Consider the following 21,501-nt stretch of genomic DNA (forward strand, 5'->3'; position numbering starts at 1 on the left):
CACTTCGCGAACCCGCCCGGCTTCTCCTTGAACGGCTTGAGCAGGGCGGCGTCGAACGTGAACACCGGGTCGCTCTTCGGCAACCAGCCGGACCACATGTAATACGACGCGCCGTTATCCGGCGACGAGCCGAAGGTCAGCGGCACCGCCCCGCCCGGCCAGTGCAGAACCACCTGCAACGACGCCTTCGGGTCGCCGAAGCCGTGCTTACCTTCCGGAACACCCTTCTCAAACGTCTTCGCTCGCTCGCGGGTCAGGATGTCCACGAACGCGCTCACCTTGGCCGGGTCCGCCGTGTACCCGGGCGGCGCCTTCGTCGCGACCCAGCCGCCCTCCTTGCTCTTCTCGAAGATCAGTTCGGTCACAAACCCGGCGTCGCCCCAGCCCCGCAACTCCACCTTGTTCACTGTCGCCGGCACCGCCCGCAGCACCAGCCGGTCGCGCAGGTCCGGGTTCACGAACCGGTCGAACACCAGCCGCGGGAGCGTGAACACGGCACTCCGGCCGCCCACCCGGGCGTACACGAAGTTCGGGTCCGCGGCGTCTTTTCCGAACTCGTACACCCGTTCCTTGTCCGGTGATGTCGGGCTCAGACCCACGACCACTTTCATCCGCGGGCCGGGAACGAACCCGTACTCCTCGAGCTTCTTGGCCTCGTCCGGCTTGGCGGCGTCGAGCGACTCGTCCACGAACCGCGTCACCGACTGCGTCGTGCTCAGCAGTTGCAGCAACCCGTCCAGGGTTTTGGCGTCGGCCACCTGCCCCTTCTTCGCCTCCGGGGGCGTGTACCGCCACAGCACTTCCTTCGTGGTCGGGTCCGGCTTCTCGTCCTTCGTTACGGTGAACCCGTTCGCGCCGCTCACGGTCAGCGTCGTGACCGCGTCCGAGCCGAAGGTGGGCAGCGACGGGTCCAGCAGATCCAGCCGCGTCTTCTTCACCGACGCTTCGACGTCCGCGGCGTCCAGCCCGGCCCCGACCCGCACCTGGGCCGGCAGGATGAACTCCACCGGCGGTTGCCCCGGGGCCGTGCGACGGACGCGCACCGAGTCGCCCTCCCGCGGGCCGAACTCCAGCTTGATCGGCTCCCCCTTCTTGGTCGGTTCGGTTTTCGGGTCGGCCGAGGGCAAGAACCCGTCGGCCCACACGGACACCGTCGCCGCGACCGGGAAGTTCGCTGCGGCCGGGAAGTCCTTGACCGTGCGCCGGGCGAGTACCACGTCGAGGAACTTGTCCACCGCCGCGCCGTAGGCCGGCTGCGGGTCGTTCGGGGCACCGTACAGCCGCCACACCGGCCCGCCGGCCCGGCGCAGCTTCGTGACCGCCGGCTGGCCCGGCAGCGCGATGTCGATCCCGTCCACCTTGCTCCGGTCCACCGTCACCAGGGTGCGGTCGCGGAGCGGCGCAGGGTCGGCGATCACTCCGTTCAGCCCGGTCAGGTCGCCCGCGGTGGCCCGGATCACCCCCGGCAGCCCTTCCACCCGAACGTAGACCTTGGAGTTGGGCTGCGGCGCCGCTCCCGGCATCGCGGGAGCGGCCGGGGCCGTTTCGCGCTTGCCCAGGAAGACCGTCGCCGACTGCCCGTCGCGCGTCTTCAGTTCCACCTTCACGAGGTCCGGGTTGTCGGCGTTGAGCCCGTACTCCTTCAGGTCTTTGGGCTGGTCGATGAAGTCGGCCGGGGTCGCCGCGTTGAGGCTGGTGAGCGCGCCCAGCAGCCGCCGCACGCCGGTGAACGTGCCCGGCAGCGGGACCGCGTCCCCCTCCACGTCGGCGTCGCCCCAGTTGGCCGGGGCGTCGAACGTCCACGGCCCGCTCGTCGTGTGGGTCAGCGCCAGCGCCTGTTTCTTGTTCGGCAGCTCGAGCCGCACGCTCGCCACGTCCTCGCCGACGGACTGGGGGTTCGCCGGGAACACGTTGGTGGCGCGGTAATCGGCGGTCCACTTCGCGAGCGCCGCGGCCGACCCGTCCTTCGGCTCGCGGAACAGCGCCATCAGGTCGTCCCGGCGCACCGCCATCGACCGCTTCGGCTGCGCGGACGTGGTGACGAACACCACGCCCTTGTCGCCCAGGGTGACGTCACCGAGGTTGATGGTCGAGGACTTGTCCCCGGCCCGCAGGGTCACCTTCAGGCCCACCGGTTCGAGCCCGTGGGCGGCCGGGTTGCCGGTGTTGCCCGCGTACGTGGTGGGCTTGGCCTTCAGCAGCGCGACGATCACCGGTTGCACCCGGGACGCGTCCGCCGGCGCGGCGATCGGCTTCTGGATCTGCCAGGTGTTGCGGTCCTTGTCGGTGCGCTTGATGAGCAGCGGCTCGGCGCCCGGGCGCTCGAACTCGATCTCGTCCACGTCGTCGGACTTCTTGCCGGCCGTGTCCAGCTCCGCCACCAGCACCCCGGCGGGGGACGTGTCGGGGGCGTCGAACGACAGGATGAGCAGGACCACCCCGATTACAAAAACGATCCCGAACAGGATGGCGGTCAGGCGGAAGTTCATCGGCGGTTGCCCCCGTGGCGGTCGGTGCGTCTGGCGCTGCGGCTTCGTGTCACCAGGAGATGGTCGGGCCGGGGCGCGTTCCGCCCGCGGCGCTGCTACTGCTCGGCCCCGCGGCGCGGGCGGGGCTCGGCCCCGCGTTCCCCTTTACCCGCTCGCGTGAGGGGGAACGCACGACCGGTCCGTGCTCGGCTCGGCTTCGTCTGTCGCCCGGACGACGTGGTGTTGCGCGGCGGGGCGCGGGAGAGCGGTGCCCCGGGCGCGGCTCACTTGCGGCGGATCACCCACACGCCGGCGCCGAGCCCGGCGACCGACACCAGCGCCAGTCCGAGCGGCACCCAGATCAGCCGCAGGCTGCTGTACCCGGGCTGCAACTGGTACACCGTGTACTGCTTCTCGCTCGGCCCGCTGACGGTCGGGCGGTCCCGCACCCAGTCGAGCGTCGAGCCCATCAGGTCCAGCCAGACGGTGGCGTTGCGGGCGCCGAACCGGTCGCTGGCGGTGCGCTCGGCGTCGTCGCTGGCGAACCACCCGCACCCGAACACCGCGACCCGCGCCGTCGGCCCCTCGGACGCGAACACCACCAGGGGGCGCGGCTCGTCGCTGATCTGCATCTCGGCCACGAGCGGCTGGGCCGCCCGGCGCTTCTCGTCCAGCGTGCCCGCCCCCGCGAAGATGCGGTTCACCCGCTGGGTGAACTCCCCCCACGCGCGGGCCGGGTCGGGCTCGTACCGGGGCGGGGACCACGTTTCCCGGCCGGGGTCGCTCAGGAACAGGGTGACCGTCTTGGCGTTGCCGCCGGGGGCCGCGGCCAGCTCGCGGCAGTCCAGCAGCGCCAGGGCGGACATCCGGTTGAACCCGAGGGCCACCGGGTTGCGGGCGTCCACCGCCTCCTGGGTCAGCCGGCCCAGCATCACCCGGGTGCCGCGGGCGCGGTCCAGCGCGCCCAGCTCGTCGTTCGGGGCGGCGTACAGGAACCGGTCCGACAGCCGCACGCCGAAACTCTGGAGGACGGGCTCCACGCCGGTCACCAGTGGCTTGCCGTCGGCGCCCGGCTGCTGCCCCGCCAGCACCACCAGCTTGCCCTTGCGGCCGTCCGGCAGCGTCCGCGTCATGTAGTCACGGATCGCGTCAGAGAGGGCGGGCGGGAGCGTCGCGGTCGGGTCCGCGATCACCACCGCGGTGGCGTCGTCGGGCACCCGCGCCGGGGCGCCCGGGTCGGCCTTCAGCGGCACCACCTCGAAGTAGTTCTTCTCCAGGTACGCCTTGAGCCCGGCCGCCGACCGCCGCCGGTCCGCGCCGCCGGCCAGCGCCAGCTCGCCGGACGACTGCGTGAAGTACACCTTCGGCTTCTGCTTGTTCTCGGCCAGGAACAGGAGCTCGCGGAGCAGCTTCGGCTCGCCGTTGAACACCGGCACCTGCCGCCCCTGGGCGTCGGGCTTGCTCTCCTCGAACTCGTCGGCCCGGAGGAACGAGTGCCGGTTGCGGTCGCCCTCGCCGCCGGCCACCAGCAGCAGCCCCTCGCGGCTCAGCTCGGCCTGCGGGTAGTCGGAGCGGAGCTTGGCGATCTCGGCCTTGTTCAGCGCCGGGTTGAGCAGGGTCACGCGGAACTTGCCCCGGGCCGCGTCCTGGCAGTTGGCGAGCAGCCGGTTCAGGTCCTCGGCGACCGGGTCGTTCTCCTGGAAGATCGAGTAGGCCTGGATCGGCTGCTCCAGGGTCTCCAGCAGCTGCTTGGTCTGCGGGCTGAGCGTGTACATCCCGGTCTGGGTGGTGTCGAGCTTGTTCGGCACCCGCAGCGCGACCACCACGTTGACGATGACCAGCACCACGAACAGCATCAGCACCGTCAGCCCGAAGTTCGACCCGTAGATGAACTGCCGGACGCGGGCGTTGTTGCGCTCCTCGGCCCGGGCCGGCTGCGCCGCGACGAACGTCAGCGCGCCGCCCACGACCACGATCAGCAGCGGCGTGAGCACCCACCTGGCCTCCGCCCGCTCGCCCTGGTCGAGCCACTTGGTGACGCTCTCGCTCCAGTTGTAGAAGTACGTGGCCCCGAGCACGATCAGGGCCGAGCCGAGCGAGGAGCCGAGCACCAGCACCACCAGCCGGGCCTCGGTGTGCTGCTCCGCCAGGGTCAGCTTCGGCCGCCGGGCCAGCAGGGCCGCGCCGATGCCGCCGAACGTGACGCACCACTCGAACGCGCCCAGCGCGCCGATCACGTAGTCGAAGCGGCTCGGCTGCGAGAGCTCGGCCGTGCGGGCGAACGGGTCGTCGAGTTTGCCCTTTTCGTTCTTCGGCGCCTCGGCCGGGGCGGAGATGCGGCTGGTCTTGAGGGCCAGCCAGCCGGTGAGCGCGAGGCACACCGCGGACGCGACGAGTAGCGCGTAGCCGACGTTCTGCCGCTGGGTGCGGACCAGCTCAATCACCGGTTCGGAGCGCGCCGCGGGCGGGGTCGGGCTGGTCGGTTGCATGGCGGTTCAGGGGTGTCGGGTGTTCGGGGCACTTCGGGTCCGGGGCGGGGGGCTCAGCGCCACCGCCGCACTTCGAGCACCTTGACCGAGGTGAACAGGAAGAAGACGGCCAGCGACAGCCACAGGACCACGTCGCGCACTGGCAGTTGCCCGCCCAGCGCCGTGCCCCACAGCCGCAGGTACGACAGCTTGTTGAGGAACGCCATCAGGGTCGGGTTCAGGCCGATGTTCATGGCCGCCCCGACGAAGTTCAGCAGGAACCCGAGCATGCCCAGGAACGTGAGCATGGCGGCGATGATCTGGTTGTTGGTAAGGGCCGACAGGAGCAGCCCCATCGCCACGAACGCGGCCCCGGTGGCCCCGAGCGCCACGTAGTACCCCAGCAGCGGCCGGTAGTCGAACGGCGCCCCGCCCTCCATCCGCAGCGCGATCAGGAACAGCCCGACCGGCAGCCAGCAGAGCATGAAGAACGCCCACGTGGCGACGAACTTGCTCGCCACCGTGACCCACTCGTTCACCGGGGCGGTGAACAGCACCTCCAGGGTGCCGCTCCGCTTCTCCTCGGCGAACAGCCGCATCGTCAGCGCCGCGACCTGCACCGTGACGCCGATCACCGGGAACAGCGCGAAGATGTAGTTCCGCACGATCGGCTCGGGCATCGCCTCGCGGCCGCCCATCGTCGCGCTCGACAGCAGGTTCACGAACAGGACGTAGCCGGCCCAGTGGATCAGGGCCATTCCGGCCAGCACCAGGTACCCGATGGGGGAGTAGAAGTACGTCGAGAACTCGCGCCGGGTGAGGGTGACGAACTGGGCGTCCGAGCACACCCCGAGGGCGAGCATCAGGTACGTGAGCCCGATCCCGCCGATGAGCAGCCCGCCCGGCACCAGGAACGGGGCCGGCGGCTGCGTCAGCACCGCCTTCGTGCTCGCGAGCACGAACACGGCCGTCGTGGTCAGCCCCACGGCCGCCAGGGACGCGCGGAGCCAGCCCGGGAACTTGCCCAGGGCGCCGAGCGCCACCAGCCCGAGGGCCGCCAGCACTACGCCCGCCCGGCCCGCGACCTTCCAGGCGTCCAGCGCCTGGAACTCGTTCCGCAAGACCGACGGGCCGTCGTATAGCACCGCCGGGAACGCCGCCCGGCCGGCCGCGTACAGCGCCGCCGCCGCCCCCACCGCGCCGAGCGCGAACGCGACCGTGTACCCGGTGCCCTCGTCGGTGTTCACCTGCCCCAGGTACGCCGCGAGGAAGCTCAGCCCCAGCACCGCCAGGGCCAGCCCCGTGCCCGCCAGCCAGTCGGGGTCCTGGACGCCTTTCACCAGCACCCCGACGCACAGCAGCGCGCCGACCGCGAGGATGCCGTTCAGCCCGATCGAGCGGAACAGCTCGTCGGTCTCGTGCCGCACGAACGGGATCGCGAACAGCAGCGCCAGGAACCCGCCGGTGAGCCCCCACGGGAGCAGGTAGTGCCCGATCACCTTGTCGGGGCTCCCCTTGGGCGCGCCCGGCAGCACGGCCGCGACCAGCGCCACCAGTAACAGCGTCGCGGCCAGGAGGCCGTACATCCGGCGCACCTCCTGCTCGCCGTCGGTGACCGCGTGGTACAGCATCATGGCCACGCCGAGGCCGGCGAACAGGAACCCCCACCCCTCGGGCAGGAGCCGGGCCTGCCCGGTGGCGCGGGTGGCGACCACCACGACCGTGCCGAGCACCAGCAGGAACAGGCCGACGAACCCGACCAGCCGGGCGAGCGCCGGCCCCTCGGCCATCAGCTCGGACGGGCCGGACACCTCGACGGGGCCGGGCAGCGGCACCGCCGCGGCGGGGGGCGGCGCGGGCGAGTCGGTCGTCGCGGGCGGGGTGCTGCTCATAGTGCTCCGCTGCTTGCGAACCGGCGAGCGGGGGGCGTCGGCCCCCCGACGGGATCGAAAACCAAGACTCAAGAACCCAAGAACCGGGCGGCGGCGCCCGCCGCCGAACCTGTTACGCCGCCGGGGCCGCGTCGGGTTCGGTCGCCGGGGCGACCGCGACCGTCTCGCGGCGGCGGACCACGTCGTTGAAGATGGCGTCCAGGCTCGGCCGCTGCACCTCCACCCGGCGGAGGCCCCAGCCCTTCGCCGCCACCCGCGCCGCCAGCAGCTCGCGCGGGTCCTTCCGGTCTCGGGCCTTCAGCTCGAAGGCGGTCAGGTCCGGCTCGACGGGCTTGGCCTCCACGGCCGCCAGCTCGGGCTGCTCCCGGAGGAACCCGGCGACCGCGTCGGCCGGGCCGCGCACCTCCAGCAGGTACGTGGCCTCGCGGCCCTCGATCGCCTTCTTCGTCTCGTCGAACCGGATCCGGCCCTTGTCGATGATGATGACGCGGTCGTAGACCCGCTCGACCTCCGGCAGCACGTGCGTCGAGAACAGGATGGTGTGCCGGCCGCCGAGCGCCTTGATGGTCGCCAGCGTCTCGCCGATCTGCACCGGGTCCAGGCCGCTGGTCGGCTCGTCGAGGATCAGGATGGGCGGGTCGGCCAGGAGCGTGTCGGCCAGCCCCACGCGCTGCCGGTACCCCTTCGAGAGGGTGCTGAGCAGCCGGTTCGCGACGCCCTGCACGCGGCCCTTGGCCATGCACTCGTCGATCTTGGCGGCGCGGCCGCGGCGGTCCACGCCCTTCAGCTTGGCGCGGTACGTCAGGTACTCCTTCACCCGCATCTCGCCGTACACCGGCACGCTCTCGGGCAGGTACCCGATGTGCTTGCGCACCTGCATCGACTCGTACATCACGTCGTAGCCGTTGAGCCGCGCGTACCCGCTCGACGCGGGCAGCCACGTGGTCAGGATGCGCATGCTGGTGGACTTCCCGGCCCCGTTCGGCCCGAGGAACCCGACCAGCTCGCCGTGCGGCACCTGGAAGGTGATGTTGTCCACGGCCTGGACCGGGCCGTAGTTCTTGCACAGATTCTGAACGTCGATCGCGGGCGTCTGCATGTTCGTCCGTTCGTGTTGCGGCCTGTGTGGATGCAGAGCGGGCGGCTTCGCCGAGTTGGACGAATCACAATGATATGACGCCGAACCGGCCCGACAAGTTGGCGCGGGCGGGTAAACTGGTCCGTAGGACCGCCTTACCACGCACGCCACGAGCGCGACATGCAGACCCACGTTTGGACCCCGCCCCCGGGCACCGCCGCCCTCATTTTCGACTGCGACGGGACGCTCGCGGACACGATGCCGGCGCACTACAAGGCGTGGCTCGCGCTCCTGGGCCGGTACGGCATCCCGTTCCCCGAGCCGCGGTTCTACGCGATGGGCGGGATGCCCACCGCCAGCATCATCCGGGTGCTCGCCGGCGAGGCCGGCGTCGCGGTGCCGGACGTGGACGGCATGGTGCGAGAAAAGGAGGCCACGTTCCTGACGTTCCTGGACGCGGTCGAGCCGGTCGAGGCGGTGCTGATGATCGCGGCGGCGCACCGCGGCAAGGTGCCGATCGCGGTGGCCAGCGGCGGGTACCGCGACACCATCACCCGGACCCTGGACCGGCTGAACGTGCGGGACTGGTTCGACGCGATCGTGACCGCCGAGGACACGGCCCGCCACAAGCCCGACCCGGACGTGTTCCTGGAGGCGGCCCGGCGGCTGGGCGCGGAGCCGCCGCGGTGCGTGGTGTTCGAGGACACCGACATCGGGCTGGAGGCGGCCCGGCGGGCCAGGATGCTCGGGGTGGACGTGCGGCCGTGGGTGACCCGCGCGCCGGGCGCGTGACCGCGGCCCGGGCACGGAGAATGCTGCGGGGTGGCCCCTTGCGTGGCGCGACCCGCTCTGGTTCAATCAACTGCCGCGCGGCGCCCGATGCGCCCGCGACGGTCCGGAGAAAGCGATGGGCACCTCTGCTCCCGGCGGCACCGCCATGTCCGCCTACCTGCGCGAGATCGACCGTACCCCGCTCCTGTCCGCCACCGAGGAGCGCGAGCTCGGCGGGCGCATTCTGGACGGCGACCCCGCGGCCCGGGACCGGATGGTGCGCGCCAACCTGCGGCTGGTCGTGAACCTGGCCCGCGGGTACACCGGCCGCGGGCTCTCCCTCGACGACCTGGTCGCCGAGGGGAACATGGGGCTGTTACGCGCCGTCGAGGGGTTCGACCCGGGCATGAGCACCCGGTTCAGCACCTACGCCAGCTTCTGGATCAAGCAGAGCATCCAGCGGGCGATCGTGAACACCGCCCGCACGATCCGGGTGCCCACGTACATGGCCGCGCTGGTGGCCCGCTGGCGCCGCGCCACCGCCGCCCTGGGCGACGAGCTGGGCCGGGCGCCCGCCCCGGAGGAGGTGGCGGGGCACCTCGGGCTGTCGCGGCGGAAGCTGGTGATGGTGCAACTGGCGCTCAAGGTGGCCGGCGCCGGGACGCAGGCGGACGACGCCGACGGCGGGCTGGAGGGGCTCATCCCGGACACGCGCGACTCGGGCTCGGACGCGGACGCGGCGGAGCAACTCAGACTCGTGTTCGAGCAACTCGGCCGGCTGAACCCGCGGGACGCGGACGTGCTGCGGCTGCGGTTCGGGCTGAGCGGGGAAGAGCCCAAAACGCTCAAAGAGGTCGGGGAGGCGCTGGGGCTCACCAAAGAGCGGGTGCGGCAGATCGAGAGCGCCGCGCTGTCCGCGCTGGCGGCCGGGCTCGGCGACAACAACTGAAGCCGCGCGTCCGGCCCGACCGAACGCAGAAGCGGGCGCGCTTCGCCCCGGAAACGGCCGTGTGGCACGTTGAACCCGCTCGGCCGGGGGCGGCCGGGCGGTACGCCGAACCCGAAGAACACGGGCGCGCCGGTTCGCGGGTTAGGCGCTCAGTGGCGCTGCGGGCAGGGGCCGCGAGGCGTCCGGCGTCACGAACGGGGCCATCTCGTCGGCCGACAGGGACCGCTCGAACCGGGCGCCGACGAAATAGTCGCCGGTCGAAACCGGGCGCACGTGGACGATCATCAGTTCCACCGCGAGCCGCTCCGTGCCGATTTCCATGACCAGCTCGGCGGGGACGATTTCACCTTCCGCGGGCGGGTCCGCCATCAACATGCTGACGCCGGTCGCGGACAGGTCCCACACGAGTCCGCTGGTGCGGCGGGAGTTGGCGGGGCCGACCCGGCACACGGTGCCGAACGCGGGCTGGAAGCGGGCCGAGCGGCGGCGCTCGTGGGCTCGGGTCGGGACCGCGTCGAGGAGCTGGTTCATGAGTGTACGCCTGAGGGGGACAGGTGACGTATCCGTTCACTGGGACCATAGAACTCGTCGGAGCGAATTTCAGGCCCGGCAAGTAAGAACGGGTTAGAACTTCTTTGCGCCCGCGCCGGAATTCAGCGACCGGCGTAACCGCGTTCACCGGAGTGAACGAGAACGGTCCGGTCTCGCACTCATGAGCCGGTCGCATGCGTTAATCTTTTACAATTACCAAAGTGACGCAGTCGGGGCTCGGGCGCCGGCTCAGGCGGAAGAATAACCGACGCGGGAAGCGCGATTCCTACCCGCCTGGACATTCCGGCGCGGGGTGTTATGTTGCGGCGGTATGTCGCACCTCGTCCGGCTCGACGCGTTCCACGGCCCGCTCGACCTGCTCCTGTACCTGGTCAAGCGGAACGAGGTGGACGTTCTCGACATCCCGATCGCCACCATTGCCGAGCAGTTCCTTGGTTACGTCCTGGCGGTCAAAGAGCTCGACATCGAGTTCGCCGGCGAGTTCCTGGTGATGTCCGCGACACTTATGGAGATCAAGAGCCGGACGCTGCTCCCGGCCGACGCGCAGTTCGCGCCCGACGACCAGCCGGACCCGCGGCGCGAGCTCGTCCGGCAACTGCTGGAGTACCGGAAGTTCAAGGACGCCGCCGCCGCGCTCGAGGCGCGGGCCGAGGAGGCGGCGGAGCGGCTCGCGCGCGTTGAGCCGCCCGACCCTAACCCGGTCCGCGACCGCACGCCGAACGTGCGCCCGGTCGAGCTGTGGGACTTGGTCAGCGCGTTCGCGCGGCTCATGCGCGAGACCCAGGCGCTCCAGCCCGCCACGATCGCGGTGGACGACACCCCGCAGCACGTTCACGAGGCGCAACTCCTGGAACGGGTTGCGGCGGCCGGCGGGCGGCTGCCGTTCCGGGACGCGTTCCCGCCGCCGCACACCAAACCGCGGCTCATCGGCGTCTTCCTCGCCGTCCTCGAACTGATCCGGCACCACGGGCTGGGGCTCGACCAGCCCGACCCGGTCGGCGACATCTTCCTCGTCGCGGCTTCGTCCCTGCCGCCCGCGCCGGACGACGAACCACCGGCAGACGGATCACCAGAAGACGAGCCGCCGGCGCCCGAACCGGCTAATGTGTCGTAACGCCCGCGCGACAGCACTCACCCGAAACCACCCCTATGTCCACTGCACCCGCGGCGCGCCCGGTCGCCCTCGTGACCGGCGCCAGCGCCGGGATCGGCGCCGAGCTGGCGCGGCTCCTCGCGCCGGATCACGACCTCGTTCTCACCGCCCGCCGGACCGAACAGCTCCAGGCGCTCGCGGAGGAGCTGACACGAGCGCACGGGGCCGCGTGTCGCGTGCTCCCCGCGGACCTGTCCGAGCCGGGGGCGGCGCGGCACCTGTTCGAGGCGGTGCGGGCCGCAGGGGGCGGGATCGAGGTGCTGGTGAACAACGCCGGGTTCGGCGACGTGGGCGCGTTCGCGGGCGCCGAACCCGGGAAGCTCCTCCGGATGGTTCAGGTGAACGTGACCGCGCTGACCGAACTCACCGCCCTGTTCCTCCCGGAACTCGTCGCGCGGGGCCGCGGGCACGTGCTGAACGTGGGCTCGGTCGCCGGGTTCCAGCCGGGGCCGTTCATGGCCGTGTACTACGCGACCAAGGCTTACGTGAACTCGTTCTCGGAGGCGCTGCACAGCGAGCTGCTCGGGACCGGTGTGACGGTGACGGTGCTGTGCCCCGGGCCGGTGGCGACGGAGTTCCTGACCGTCGCAGGCGCGGAGACCGGTGGGTTCAGCGCCGGGCAGGCGCTCAGCGCTCGCGCGGTTGCAGAGGTGGGACTCCGCGCAATGAAGGCCGGTCGGCGGATGGTTGTCCCGGGCTGGCGGAACCGGCTGCTGTTGCTCCTGGAACGCTTCGCGCCGCGGGGGGCCGTGATCCGCGCCGTGAAACTGATGCTCCGGCGCCGGGCTGGTTGAGGAGTTCGTGTTGAACGTGGAAGTGACGAACCCGCCTCGGCGCCTCCCCAATCGGGTAGGGGCCGGGGCGGGTTCGTCACGCCACGTCAGGAACGGCTCTTTTCGTGCCGCGCGCCGAAATCAGCCGCCGGCCATCGCGAGGGCGGGCAGGATGGTGGTGGCGCCCGGGTCGATCCGGGCCGCGTCCTCGGCCGCGGCCCGAATGGCGCCGGCCACCTCGTCGTCGTCGGGCGCGAGGTGGTTCAGCAGCCGGGTACAACGGTCCCGCACGTCCGGGTCGGCGACCCGCAGCCCGTCGAGCAGCGCCGGGACCGCCGCACGCCCCACGCGCTTGAGCGCGGTCGCGGCCACCACGCGGCTCCGGGTTTCTGGCTCGGACAGCAGCGCCACCAGCCACGTCACCGCGGGGCCGGCGGCCGGGCCGAGCCGCCCGAGGGTGCCGGCGCAGTCGCGGCGCACGCTCGTGTCGCCGTCCCGCAGCCCGGTAACGAGTGCGGGCACCGCCGGGATCGCTTGCACCCCGAAGTCGCCCAGCGCCCGGGCGGCCCGGCGGCGCACCCGGGAGGAGGTGTCCCGCAGCCCCTTCGAGAGCGCCGCCACCCGCTTCGGGGCCGGCACCGGCAGTTCCGCCAGGGCCACCACCGCCAGCTCCCGCACCTGCGGGTTCGGGTTGTTCTGGGCTTCGATGAGTACCTCGTATGCCACGTTGGTCTGCGCGTCCGGCAGGCCGTGGACGAGTATCGTGAAGACCAGCTTGTGCATCACGTGCGGGGTGAGCGGTTCCATGTGCCGGAGCTTCCGAGCGGGGCGACCGCTGAGCGGGTCGCGGGTGGGCTTACGTTCTCCCCCCAACCGTAGGTCACCGGCCGCGGCCGGGGCGCGCGGAACCGGGCAATTTGCCCCGGCCGCGGCCGGGCGTTAGCGCCGGCGACCGCTGTTAACCGCCGTTAGCGCTTCACCTGTCATAACCGTGGCGCCGTCGGTAAAACGGGTGGAACGTGTGCGGCGTTTGGTGTCTCGTGTTCCGTTCCGGGACCGGGGCAACGCACGGGCCGTCGGCACCGGCACCGCACACCCACCCACGAGGTAACGATGGCCGCTCCGGAAAATTACGTCGGGCTCGATGTCGGCGGCACGACCATGAAGGCCGCGGTGGTGACCGGGGCCGGGGTGCCGCTGTCGAAGCCGGTGGTGATGGACACCAACCCCGAGCGCGGGCAGGAGGAGGGGCTGGAGACGATGTGCGAGACGATCCGCCGGGCCGTCGCCGCCGCCGGCCTGACCCTCGCGGACATCGCCGCCATCGGGGTCGCCACCCCGGGGCTGATGGACATCAAGGCGGGCCTGATCCTCGACCCGCCGAACCTCAAGCCGTGGAAGAACGTCCCCGTCCGCCACCACGTCGCGCAGGCGTTCGGCAAGCCCACGGCGTACCAGAACGACGCCAACGCGGCGGCCTACGGCGAGTTCTGGGTCGGGGCCGCGAGCGACGCGCGGAGCATGGTGCTGTTCACCCTCGGCACCGGGGTGGGCGGCGGGATCATCATCGACGACCGGATCATCGAGGGCGAGCACAGCCACGGGGGCGAGCTCGGGCACCTGCGGATCGCCATGCCGGACACCGGGCGGCAGTGCGGGTGCGGCGCCCGCGGGTGCCTCGAGGCCTACGGCAGCGCCACCAACGTGGTGCGCCGCGCCCGCGAGGACATGGCGTGCTGGCGCGGCCCGGCGAGCAAGCTCCGCAACTACTACACCGCCAACGACGAGGACTTCACCGCCAAGGTCATCTTCCAGCACGCCGCCGAGGGCGACGAGCTGGCGCTCAAGGTGGTGGACGACACCGCGTACTACCTGGCCCTGGGCGCGTGCGCGGTGATCGCCACCGTGGACCCGCAGGTGATCGTGTTCGGGGGCGGCATGGTGGCCGCAGGCGAGTGGTTCCGCTCGAAGATCGACAACTACGTGAAGCGGTTCGGGCTGCCGTTCCCGACCAAGTCGGTCAAGATCACGTTCGCGAGCCTGGGCTCCGACGCCGGGTTCATCGGCGCCGCCGGCTGTGCCCGGCTGCTCGCCCGCGGTAAATGAGCTAAGAACGGGTGAGAGCGTGGGCGGATGGTCGCGGCTCGTTCCGGCCCACACGAGTCTCGTGCTCATGAAGACAGGTTTTGACAGGATTAACAGGATGAACGGGATAAAGATAGATCCTGTTTATCCTGTTAATCCTGTCAACATCTTCTGGGCCACTCTATTGAGCTTTGGTGGTACACTCCCTCGCCCGGGGGCCGCCGTGCCAACCGAAGTGGGGGCCATTCTGTCGCGCGTTCGAGAGCTGTTCTGGGTCCCTGTTCCGCTTCCCGCGGTGCGCGGCGGCGCGACTAGGTGACCTCGGCTCGGGGCATTTTCCGGGGGGGAGCGGATGTCCACATTCGACGACGAGTTCGGCCCGCCGGAACGCCCGGTGGCGGCGCTGAAGCGGATCGCCCGCTACCAGCGGTGGCTGATCGCGGTGGTGCTGGGGCAACTCATCCTGTGGGCCGGGTTCGTGGCGCTGGCGTTCGTGAGCCGGCGCGGCCCCGCCGTGCAGTTCCCGATGGTCCTGACGTTCATATTGGGCGCCGTTGGCGCGGTGTTCGTGTTCCTGCTGTCGTGGGAACTGAAGGGGCCGTTCGCGGCGTTCATGTTCGCGGCGGCGACGGTGCTACCGTGTATGGGCCTCATCATCCTGACGCTGGTGAACAGTTACGCCAGCGCCGAGCTGAGGAGGAACGGGATACGAGTGGGGGTGTTCGGGGCCAGCGAGAACTCGATCACCGACCGGCCCTCGCTGTACGACGACGAGGACGCCGGGTGGTGAGTGGCTTTCCGGCCATCGGCGCCCCTGTGTGAGTCGCGCTGCCGTCATTTCCTTTGGGCCGCGAGCCGCTTTTCGGTGTTCCAGCGCGTTTCCAGTTCGCGCAGCGTGGTCCCGCCCTTGAGTGCGGTCCGCTCACTCCGTGAGCGGTCGGCCCGCGCGTCCGATTCGCTCCGCAGGCTTGCAACCCCTTGTTATGCGCTGCTTTCACCCGATACCCTGATATACGAACCGGCTGTTGCTGATCGTTTTGGTTTTTGTCTTAGTGGCGCAGGCATTCCTGCCTGCGCGGCGCGATAAGGCCACACAGACAGAAATGTCTGCGCCACAAGAAACAGACACAACTAGTCGGACCGTGAATGAGCGATCGCTCACGGAATGAGCGGACCACACTCAAAGACCAGTGCGGGGCACGCCACACCAACTGGAAGCGACTGGTGTTCCAAACCTCGCCCAATCCTGGTGCTGCCGCCACCCGCTCGGGCCGAGCGCCCTGGGGGCTGTCGCGGTCCGGCAACATCGGCCGCCCGCGCGCGTTCGGTTCGTCGGGACGCACCTTCGCGCCATCTTCGCGCCGCGCCGGCCGCGACTTCGCACAATAACCGCCCCCTTCATCCTCCCGGGGACATCTACATGCACGCGCAATCGCTGTGGGCCGCCGGGCTGCTGCTCGCGGCCGGGGTCGGACTGTTCGGCGTCACCGCGCCGGCCCAGCCGCCGGCCAAGGACGCGCCGAAAACGGAATCCAAGCCGCTCGACCGGGTGCTGCCCGGGCTGCGCCGCGACGGGTTCGTGCAGCTCCCGAACCAGTGGTCCCTGAAGCCCGCCGGCCGGCACATCGAGACCGGCGACTTCCCGGTGAACGTCGCCCTCCACCCCACCGGCGAGTTCGCCGCGGTGCTGTGCGCCGGGTACGGCCCGCACGAGATCGTGATCGTGGACCTGAACCCCGAACGCACCCGCGTGCTGTCGCGCGTGCAGGTCCATCAGGCGTTCTACGGTCTGACGTGGAGCCCCGACGGGAGGCAGGTCTTCGCCAGCGGCGGCGAGGACGAAACCGTTCACGTGTTTGATTTCGACAAGGGGTACCTCACCAAGGGCAAGGCGCTTGACGCGAGCGTTCCCAAGAAGAAGGGCGTCGTGGGCGGGCTGGCGTTCGACCCGACCGGCAAGGACCTGTTCGTCGCGGTCCCGTGGGCCGACGCCGTGGTCCGCGTCCCGCTCGTGAACCCGGACAACAAGAAGGTGATCCCGTTCAACCCCGAGCCGGTGAAAAAGGAGCCGGGCAAGGGCGAGCCGCCGTCCCCGCCGGACGGGCGCAAGGAGGAGAAGCCCAAAGCGAAGGCCCCGGCCGAGGAGCCGAAGGAGCCGGAGCCGCAGGTGTACCCGTACACCTGTCTCGTCGAGCCGGGCGGGAAGCGGTGCTTCGTGTCGCTGTGGGCGCGGGCGGGCGTGGCCGTCATCGACCTGGAGACGAACGCGGTGGTCGAAACCTGGCCCACCGCCGAGCACCCGACGGAGATGGCCCTCGCGCCGAAGGGGGACGCGCTTTACGTCGCGTGCGCGAACTCCACGAAGGTGAGTGTGATCGACCCGGCCACCGGTAAGGGGCTGCAAACGATCAACTGCGCGCTGTACCCGAACGCGCCCAACGGCAACACCCCCAACAGCCTCACCCTCACGCCCGACGGCGAGATGCTGTTCGTCGCCAACGCCGACGCCAACAACCTCAGCGTGTTCGCCGTCAAGGACCGCACCAAAGCCGTCTCGCTCGGGTTCGTCCCCACCGGCTGGTACCCCACCAGCGTGCGGTACAACGCCAGCGACAAGCAGCTCTACATCGCGAACGGTAAGGGCCTGTCGTCGAAGTCGAACCGCAACGGCCCGAACCCCCTGGTGCCGCAGTCGCGGAACCTGAACGAGTACATCGGCCAGCTTCTGAAGGGTTCGTTGACGGTGATGCGGGTGCCGACGCCCGACCAAATGGCCACGCACAGCAAGACCGCCTACGCGTGCAGCCCGCTCCGCACCGAGAGCGCCGTGCGGGCCGAAGCCGTCGAACCCGGCAACCCGATCCCGAAGAAGCTCGGCGAGGCGTCGCCGATCAAGTACTGCATCTACGTCGTGAAGGAGAACCGCACCTACGACCAGGTGTTCGGCGACATCAAGGAGGGCAACGGCGACGCCTCGCTGTGCCTGTTCCCGGAGAGCGTGACCCCGAACCACCACAAGCTCGCGAAGCAGTTCGTGCTGCTCGACAACCTGTACGTGGACGGCGAGGTGTCCGCGGACGGGCACGAGTGGACGATGGGCGCCTACGCGACCGACTTCGTCGAGAAGATTTGGCCGCTCAGCTACCGCGGCGGAAAGATCTTCGGCTACCCGAGCGAAGGGGCCAAGGACCTGATCGCCCGACCCAGCGGCGGCTACTTGTGGGACAAGTGCGCGGAGGCCAAGGTGAGCTACCGCGCCTACGGCGAGTGGGTCAACAACGGGAAGCGGCGGCCGGACGGCGGGTTCGAGGACGGCATCCCCGCGGTCCCGGCGCTCGAGGGCAAAATCGACCCGCGGTTCCGCGGTTACGACCTCGAATACACCGACGTGAAACGCGCGGAGCGGTTCATCAGCGAGTTGAAGCGGTTTGAGCAGGCCGGCGAGATGCCGCGGATGCAGGTGGTGCGGCTGCCCAACGACCACACCGCCGGAACGAAGGTCGGGGCGCCCACGGTCACCGCGATGGTGGCCGACAACGACCTCGCCCTCGGGCTCCTGGTGGAGGGCGTCAGCAAGAGCAAGTTCTGGAAGGAGACCGCGATCTTCGTGATCGAGGACGACACCCAGAACGGCCCGGACCACGTGGACGCGCACCGCTCCGTGGCGCTGGTGGTGTCGCCGTACACCAAGCGCAAGTTCGTGGACAGCACGCTCTACTCCACGACCAGCATGCTGCGGACGATGGAACTGATCCTCGGCGTCAAGCCGATGAGCCAGTTCGACGCCGCGGCGCGGCCGATGTACAACTCGTTCACCGCGAAGCCGGACCTGTCGGGCTACACGCACGAGGCGCCGAAGGTGGACCTCACCGAGAAGAACAAGCCGGGCGGGTTCGGGGCCGCGTGGATGGAGAAGCAGGACCTCGCGAAGGAGGACACGCTGGACGACATCCTGTTCAGTGAGATCATCTGGAAGGCGGTGCGGGGCCAGCGGAGCCCGATGCCGCCGCCGGTGCGGGCCGCGTTCTTCGTGCCGCTGAAGGCCGCGAAGAAAGATCACGACGACGATGACGATGACGACGATTGAGGAAGTCGGTAGGGTCTCCCTGTATCCACGGGTACAGGGAGGCTACGCATGTTCCTCGGGATCGAGATCGGCGGAACGAAGCTCCAACTCGGGCTGGGCCACGGCGACGGTCACATTCACGCCCTCTGGCGCGGCACCGTGAACCCCGCGGAGGGCGGCGAAGGCATCCGCAAGCAGATCATCAGCGCCGTTCCGGAACTACTCACGAAAGCGAACACCGATCGCGGCGCGCTGAAGGGCGTCGGGATCGGGTTCGGCGGCCCCACCGACGACCGCAGCCAGACGGTCATCAAATCCCATCAAATTCAAGGCTGGGACGGCTTCCCGCTCGCGGACTGGGTCAGTGACCTTGTGGGCGCCCCCGCGGTGCTGTGCAACGACGCCGACGTGGCCGGACTCGGCGAGGCGCTGTTCGGCGCGGGGAGGGGGCTGTCGCCGATCTTCTACATCACAGTCGGCACAGGTGTCGGCGGCGGGCTCATCATCGACGGCCAGATCTACCGCGGCGTCGGAAGAGGGGCCGCGGAGATCGGGCACTACGTTCATGTGTGGAACAACCAAGCGGACGAAGAGACGAGCGTGGAAGCGCCCGAAGGGCCGCACCTCACAACTGAAGACGTTGCATCGGGCCGTGGAATCGAGGATTGGGCCGTCAGGCACACGGATCTGTGTCGCAACGGGCAATTAACGGCCAAAGAGATTGCGAATCTGGCACGTAAAGGCGTTGCCACCGCGCGTTGGGTTTTCGAAGGGGCAACGGATTCTCTCGCGACTGCCATCGCGCAGATGATTACCTTTCTGTGCCCGGCCCGCGTCGTGATCGGAGGCGGCGTATCACTGATCGGCGAGGAACTGTTCTTTAAACCAATTCGCGAGAAGGTCGCCGCGCGCACGTTCCCGCCGTTCGCTGGGCTAACCGACATCGTGCCCGCGGCGCTGGGCGAGGAGGTGGTGATCCACGGCGCGCTGGCGTTGGCGCGACAGAAGCTCGGCGGGTAACCTGTGCGACCGGCGGGGACGGTCTGCCCGGGCTGGTCGCCAAGGTCGCGGACATCTTCAAGTTGCCCGGCGAGCGGGGGGCGTAAGCCCCCCGAGCAAAAGGTCAGCGGAGGTGCGCGGCGTGCGTGGTTTGGGCTGTCACATTTTCCACCAAACAACGGCAGATCACGAGCAAAAGGTCAGCAGAAGTGCGCGGCGTGCGTGGGGCGGTTTCACGAGCGAATCGGATTCGACGAACGGCGACGAGCAAAGATCAGCGGAAGTGCGGGGCGCGCGTTACTCCGGACTTCACGCCCGCAGAAGTGCGCCGGATCGTTCTCTTTGCTCCGGGCTTTTTCTCGGGGGGCTTACGCCCCCCGCTCGCCAGATACAACAGCAGCATGGTTCGCATCAAGATCTGCGGCGTCACCACCCCCGAGGACGCCCGGTTCGCGGCCGACGCCGGGGCCGACGCCGTCGGGCTGAACTTCTACCCCCAATCGCCGCGCTACATCACGCCCCAGCAGGCCGCCGCGCTCGTCCGCGCGCTGCCCGCGTTCACATCCGCCGTCGGGGTGTTCGTCGGTACGCCGATGCGGCAGGCGTGTGCGATCGCGTTCCAACTCGGCTTGCGGGGCGTTCAGAGCTACGACGACCACCCGCCGACCGAGGACACGTTCCCCTTCGCGCACGTCCCCGCGTTCCGGGTAAAGGATCGGGAGGGACTGGACTCAGTGCGCCGGTTCGTGGACGCCGCAGTGGCCGCGGGGCGCCCCCCGGCGGCGGTGCTGATCGACTCGTTTGTGGTCGGGCAGATGGGCGGCACCGGGCACCGCGCCCCCTGGCAGTTGCTACAACAGTTCGATGTCGGCGTGCCGCTCATCCTCGCAGGCGGCCTGACGCCGGAAAACGTGGAAGAGGCGGTTGCCACCGTTCGGCCGTGGGGCGTCGATGTCGCCAGCGGGGTCGAACGCGCGCCGGGCGTCAAAGACCCGGACAAGGTGGCGCGGTTCGTCCAGAACGTGCGGCGCGCCACCGCGGCCGTTCGCACATGACTGCGGCATTGTTTCTCGTTGCGGAAGCGCAACCCGGTCTTACAATAGCGGCGCCAGGACGGCTCGCGGCCCACGACCGGACAGACCCTCACGGAAGCCCGGCATGAGCACCGGATACTGGCTCGGCGTCGACCTCGGCGGAACCAAGATTCTCGCTGGGCTGTTCGACGACGACCTGCGGTTACTCGCGCGTTCCAAACAGCCCACCGCCGCCGACACCGGCCCGGCGGGCGTGTTCGGCAACATCGTCAAAGCCGTTGATGCCGTGGTCCGCGAGTCGAACGTCGACCCGGCCCAGATCCGCGGGATGGGGATCGGCGTCCCGGGGCAGATCGAGCTGGGCACCACGCGGGTCAAGTTCGCGCCCAACCTCGAGTGGCGCGACGTCGATGTGCGGCCTTTGATGCCCGAGTCGTGGCGGTGGCCGCTGGTCGTCGAGAACGACGTGCGGATGGGCACCTACGGCGAGTTCGCCTACGGCGCGGCCAAAGGCGCCCGCAACGTGCTCGGCGTGTTCGTCGGCACCGGCGTGGGCGGCGGGCTGATCCTCAACGGCGAGCTGTTCACCGGGTTCAACGGGAACGCCGGCGAGATCGGGCACCTCGTCGTCCACTGGCGGCGGGGGACGCACCTCGAAGGCATCGCCGGCCGTAAGTACATGATGAAGCGGGCGAAGGACAAGCTCGACGACTCGCCCAAGCGGGTGCGCAAAGAGTGGAAGGGCGTGGACCTGAGCGCCGTCCGCAGCTCGCAGCTCGCCGAGTACTACCAGAAGGACGACCCCGTCGCGGTCGAACTGGTCGACGACGCCGCCCGCGCGCTGGGGGCCGCGCTGGGCGGGCTCATCAACTTCGTCAGCCCGGAGGTGATCGTCCTCGGCGGCGGGGTGGCCGGCGCGCTGGGCGACAACTTCATCGAGCGGATCTGGGAGATCGCCCAGCGGTACACGCTCCCGGGCGCCGCGGCCGGCGTGCGGTGCGTCGCGGCACAACTGGGCGACGACTCGGGGATCGTCGGCTGCGCGGCCTATGCCAAGAGCCGCACGCCGGTCGTGGCGCCGGCGGAAGTGGTTTAAAGGCTTCGGGTCAAAAGTCGTCAGGTCAACAGTCGTAAAGTCACAAATTCAGTTTTAATAATGGTTTGTGACTTTACGACTTTTGACCCGAAGTCCTGAGTGTGCGCAATGCCCTGG

The 21,501-nt window shown here is 69.9% G+C and carries 16 protein-coding genes; 10 read left to right on the forward strand and 6 right to left on the reverse strand.

Features of this window, described 5'->3' with window-relative positions; translation table 11 throughout:
* From R5W23_RS01240 to R5W23_RS01255, 4 genes are all read right to left on the reverse strand, one after another.
* On the reverse strand, positions 1-2,489 hold a 2,489-nt coding region (locus R5W23_RS01240), incomplete at its 3' end, for a DUF4340 domain-containing protein (protein ID WP_320684756.1).
* Positions 2,490-2,752: 263 nt separating this feature from the next.
* On the reverse strand, positions 2,753-4,957 hold the full coding sequence (locus R5W23_RS01245; RefSeq protein WP_320684757.1) for a DUF7088 domain-containing protein: 2,205 nt from the start codon (positions 4,955-4,957) through the stop codon (positions 2,753-2,755).
* Positions 4,958-5,010: 53 nt separating this feature from the next.
* Entirely contained in the window at positions 5,011-6,828 is a 1,818-nt protein-coding gene (locus R5W23_RS01250) for an ABC transporter permease (RefSeq protein WP_320684758.1), read from the reverse strand.
* Positions 6,829-6,940: 112 nt separating this feature from the next.
* On the reverse strand, positions 6,941-7,927 hold the full coding sequence (locus tag R5W23_RS01255; RefSeq protein WP_320684759.1) for an ABC transporter ATP-binding protein: 987 nt from the start codon (positions 7,925-7,927) through the stop codon (positions 6,941-6,943).
* A gap of 159 nt (positions 7,928-8,086) precedes the next feature.
* On the opposite strand from R5W23_RS01255, the gene R5W23_RS01260 reads away from it, so the two are divergent.
* Positions 8,087-8,698, forward strand: a complete 612-nt coding sequence (locus R5W23_RS01260) for an HAD family hydrolase (RefSeq protein WP_320684760.1) — start codon at positions 8,087-8,089, stop codon at positions 8,696-8,698.
* Between the two features lie 115 nt (positions 8,699-8,813).
* Positions 8,814-9,626 carry a sigma-70 family RNA polymerase sigma factor gene (locus R5W23_RS01265; protein ID WP_320684761.1) on the forward strand — a complete coding sequence of 271 codons (813 nt, stop codon included), beginning with the start codon at positions 8,814-8,816 and terminating at the stop codon, positions 9,624-9,626.
* A 141-nt stretch (positions 9,627-9,767) separates the two neighbouring features.
* Here R5W23_RS01265 and R5W23_RS01270 read toward each other — a convergent pair whose 3' ends face one another.
* The gene (locus R5W23_RS01270; protein WP_261188080.1) at positions 9,768-10,157 is read right to left on the reverse strand and encodes a PilZ domain-containing protein; all 390 of its coding nucleotides are present in this window, start codon (positions 10,155-10,157) and stop codon (positions 9,768-9,770) included.
* A 331-nt stretch (positions 10,158-10,488) separates the two neighbouring features.
* On the opposite strand from R5W23_RS01270, the gene R5W23_RS01275 reads away from it, so the two are divergent.
* Positions 10,489-11,292, forward strand: a complete 804-nt coding sequence (locus R5W23_RS01275) for a segregation and condensation protein A (RefSeq protein WP_320684762.1) — start codon at positions 10,489-10,491, stop codon at positions 11,290-11,292.
* Between the two features lie 35 nt (positions 11,293-11,327).
* Positions 11,328-12,125 (forward strand): SDR family NAD(P)-dependent oxidoreductase, encoded by a 798-nt coding sequence (locus R5W23_RS01280; RefSeq protein WP_320684763.1) that lies wholly within the window; start codon positions 11,328-11,330, stop codon positions 12,123-12,125.
* 120 nt (positions 12,126-12,245) lie between these two features.
* Here the strand turns inward: R5W23_RS01280 and R5W23_RS01285 are convergent, their stop codons facing one another.
* On the reverse strand, positions 12,246-12,911 hold the full coding sequence (locus R5W23_RS01285; protein WP_320684764.1) for a HEAT repeat domain-containing protein: 666 nt from the start codon (positions 12,909-12,911) through the stop codon (positions 12,246-12,248).
* Between the two features lie 306 nt (positions 12,912-13,217).
* Between R5W23_RS01285 and R5W23_RS01290 the strand changes: the two genes are divergently transcribed.
* The 6 genes from R5W23_RS01290 to R5W23_RS01315 all read left to right on the forward strand — a co-directional run bounded on the left by R5W23_RS01290 (position 13,218) and on the right by R5W23_RS01315 (position 21,384).
* Complete coding sequence (locus tag R5W23_RS01290; RefSeq protein WP_320684765.1) at positions 13,218-14,210, forward strand: ROK family protein; 993 nt, start codon at positions 13,218-13,220, stop codon at positions 14,208-14,210.
* Positions 14,211-14,541: 331 nt separating this feature from the next.
* Complete coding sequence (locus R5W23_RS01295; protein ID WP_320684766.1) at positions 14,542-14,979, forward strand: hypothetical protein; 438 nt, start codon at positions 14,542-14,544, stop codon at positions 14,977-14,979.
* A gap of 630 nt (positions 14,980-15,609) precedes the next feature.
* Positions 15,610-18,276, forward strand: coding sequence for a bifunctional YncE family protein/alkaline phosphatase family protein (locus tag R5W23_RS01300; RefSeq protein ID WP_320684767.1), 2,667 nt, complete (start codon positions 15,610-15,612; stop codon positions 18,274-18,276).
* 48 nt (positions 18,277-18,324) lie between these two features.
* Positions 18,325-19,275: an ROK family protein gene (locus tag R5W23_RS01305; protein ID WP_320684768.1), complete on the forward strand. Its 951-nt coding sequence runs from the start codon at positions 18,325-18,327 to the stop codon at positions 19,273-19,275.
* A gap of 380 nt (positions 19,276-19,655) precedes the next feature.
* Positions 19,656-20,309 (forward strand): phosphoribosylanthranilate isomerase, encoded by a 654-nt coding sequence (locus R5W23_RS01310; protein WP_320684769.1) that lies wholly within the window; start codon positions 19,656-19,658, stop codon positions 20,307-20,309.
* A 103-nt stretch (positions 20,310-20,412) separates the two neighbouring features.
* Positions 20,413-21,384, forward strand: coding sequence for an ROK family protein (locus R5W23_RS01315; protein ID WP_261188065.1), 972 nt, complete (start codon positions 20,413-20,415; stop codon positions 21,382-21,384).
* The last annotated feature ends 117 nt before the right edge of the window (positions 21,385-21,501 follow it).

The sequence above is a fragment of the Gemmata algarum genome (assembly GCF_034097035.1).
In the GTDB taxonomy this organism is placed as follows: domain Bacteria; phylum Planctomycetota; class Planctomycetia; order Gemmatales; family Gemmataceae; genus Gemmata; species Gemmata algarum.